Below are 2,562 nucleotides of genomic sequence, written 5' to 3' on the forward strand. Positions count from 1 at the left end.
ATTGCACCATGACGGTGCCTGGCTCTGTTCTAGATAAAAATAGTAATAGAATATGTGCCAGTATTTAAAATAATAATTTGGAGATATGGGGATGAACCTTCCGCTTGTGATTAACGTGCTGGTATTTGTAGCACTGCTATTACTATTGGCACAAACCCGGCATAAACAATGGAGTCTGGCCAAGAAAGTTTTGGTTGGCTTGGCACTGGGTGTGCTGTTTGGTCTGGGCTTGCAATGGGTATACGGTGCTGATAACCCGGTACTGAAAGAGTCCATCACCTGGTTTAATATTGTCGGAAATGGTTATGTGCAATTATTGCAGATGATTGTTATGCCGCTGGTATTCGCCTCAATCTTGAGTGCTGTCGCTAAACTGCATAATGCCTCTTCGCTAGGTAAAATTAGCGTACTGACAATCGGTACATTGCTTTTCACCACCTTAATTGCTGCTCTGGTTGGCGTGCTGGTTACCAATCTGTTTGGCTTAACCGCTGAAGGCTTGGTACAAGGTACGCAAGAGACAGCACGTTTAAGTGCCATTGAAAGCAACTACTTAAGCAAAGTGACGGACTTGACAGTGCCGCAGTTGATCCTGTCGTTTATTCCGAAAAACCCGTTTGCCGATTTGACCGGGGCCAGTCCGACCTCAATTATCAGCGTGGTGATTTTCGCGACGTTCCTCGGTATTGCCTCACTGCAATTGCTGAAAGATGATGTCGAGAAAGGCCAACGCGTATTAGTTGCTATTGATACGCTGCAAGCTTGGGTGATGAAACTGGTACGTCTGGTGATGAAACTGACCCCCTACGGCGTATTGGCACTAATGACCAAGGTTGTCGCTGGCTCTAATATTCAAGATATTATCAAGCTGGGGAGCTTTGTCGTTGCCTCCTACCTTGGTCTGGCGATTATGTTTGTGGTCCACGCCGTGTTGCTGTCATTCACTGGCATCAATCCGTTGAAGTTCTTCCGCAAAGTCTGGCCGGTGCTGACCTTCGCCTTTACCAGCCGCTCCAGCGCCGCCAGTATTCCGCTGAATGTGGAAGCTCAAACCCGCCGCCTGGGTATCCCGGAGTCCATCGCCAGCTTCTCTGCTTCCTTTGGTGCCACCATTGGGCAAAATGGCTGTGCTGGCCTCTATCCGGCGATGCTGGCCGTAATGGTCGCACCAACGGTGGGAATCAACCCTCTGGACCCAGTATGGATTGCTACACTGGTAGGGATTGTAACCATCAGTTCTGCCGGTGTTGCCGGTGTGGGCGGTGGTGCAACCTTCGCCGCGCTGATTGTTTTGCCGGCATTGGGCTTGCCAGTTACATTGGTTGCTTTATTGATCTCGGTTGAGCCATTGATTGATATGGGCCGGACCGCGCTGAACGTCAGCGGTTCAATGACCGCCGGTACCATTACCAGCCAATTGATGAAACAGACCGATAAAGAGATTCTCAACAGCGATGATGATGGCGATTTAGCCCATCAGTAACCAACGCTCATTAGTCACTCTATTGTGATGGCTCAGAAAGCCAGTCAGTAAAATGACTGGCTTTCTGCTTTTAAAGCGCTTATTGCCGCTAATTAATTGGCGACGTCAACTACCCTATGGGTAATATTTCTCGACCAACGCCAGGGCAATGGCTTCAGTTTCTATATCTGGTACGCCGCGAATATTCTGCGCCCTGAAATGCATCTGAAAAGCCTTAATAACCTGAATGGTTTCATTATCCAGTACGCCGCTTTGTGGGATTTGATAACCATAACGGGCCAGTGCCTGCTGAATAACAGTAACGGAGCCGATATCATACTTATTTCGACCATCAATATACTTAGCGACTGTTGCGTCATCTGGCCAGGCGCCTATGCCTTGCTGCGCCAAACGCTGCCATGGGAATAGCGGGCCGGGATCAGATTTTCGCTGTGGGGCAATATCGCTGTGAGCCACGACATTCATCGGAGCAATATTATAACGCTCGACAATATCTCTGGTAAGGCGCTCAATCAATTCAATCTGAGACTCATTGTAAGGGTACCACCTTCTACCCAACATCCTCTCAGTGAAGCCCTTATTGACGATTTCGATACCGATAGAGGTATCATTGAGACTGGTGCGCCCTTCCCAGTAACTCACCCCGGCATGCCAGGCTCTTTGACTTTCAGGCACCAATTGCAAAACAACCGGTTTGCCCTCAACATTTTGGGGATGTGTTTTTACCAAATAATGGGCACTAACATTGCCCTGAGTCAGTATTCGCAGTGATTCAGCATCATCTGTTGCAGTATAATGAAGCACTAAGAAACGCACCCGTTCATTTTGAGCCACTGATGGATGATTAGTATCGATTTTATAATCATCACGGTCGATCAGTTTATGCGGCCGGTCACTGTGAGGGCTACTACAACCCGCCAATAGCAGTAACAAACCCGCGCTTAATAACTTCCTCATCATTTTTCTCCCTATAATATGATTAAGCACGGTTATAGTGACCCAACCGAATTAAATGGACTGTCAACAATACATTTAATTAACAAATCACAAGACCGAATAATACTAAGGAGAATAAATAG

2 protein-coding genes are annotated in these 2,562 nt (G+C 47.5%); one reads left to right on the forward strand and one right to left on the reverse strand.

Annotation, left to right across the window (positions count from 1 at the left end; genetic code table 11):
• Positions 1-91 precede the first annotated feature (91 nt).
• Positions 92-1,483: an L-cystine transporter gene (locus V1952_RS21070; protein WP_193784651.1), complete on the forward strand. Its 1,392-nt coding sequence runs from the start codon at positions 92-94 to the stop codon at positions 1,481-1,483.
• A 114-nt stretch (positions 1,484-1,597) separates the two neighbouring features.
• Here V1952_RS21070 and V1952_RS21075 read toward each other — a convergent pair whose 3' ends face one another.
• Positions 1,598-2,440 (reverse strand): N-acetylmuramoyl-L-alanine amidase, encoded by an 843-nt coding sequence (locus tag V1952_RS21075; protein WP_372559911.1) that lies wholly within the window; start codon positions 2,438-2,440, stop codon positions 1,598-1,600.
• Positions 2,441-2,562 lie beyond the last annotated feature (122 nt).

Source organism: Yersinia sp. 2542 StPb PI (assembly GCF_048593855.1).
GTDB classification, from domain to species: domain Bacteria; phylum Pseudomonadota; class Gammaproteobacteria; order Enterobacterales; family Enterobacteriaceae; genus Yersinia; species Yersinia enterocolitica_E.

Excerpts from the sequence above, each read along its gene's own strand:
- V1952_RS21070 (WP_193784651.1), top strand. The coding sequence starts at position 92 with ATGAACCTTCCGCTTGTGATTAACGTGCTGGTATTTGTAGCACTGCTA.
- V1952_RS21075 (WP_372559911.1), bottom strand. The coding sequence starts at position 2,440 with ATGAGGAAGTTATTAAGCGCGGGTTTGTTACTGCTATTGGCGGGTTGT.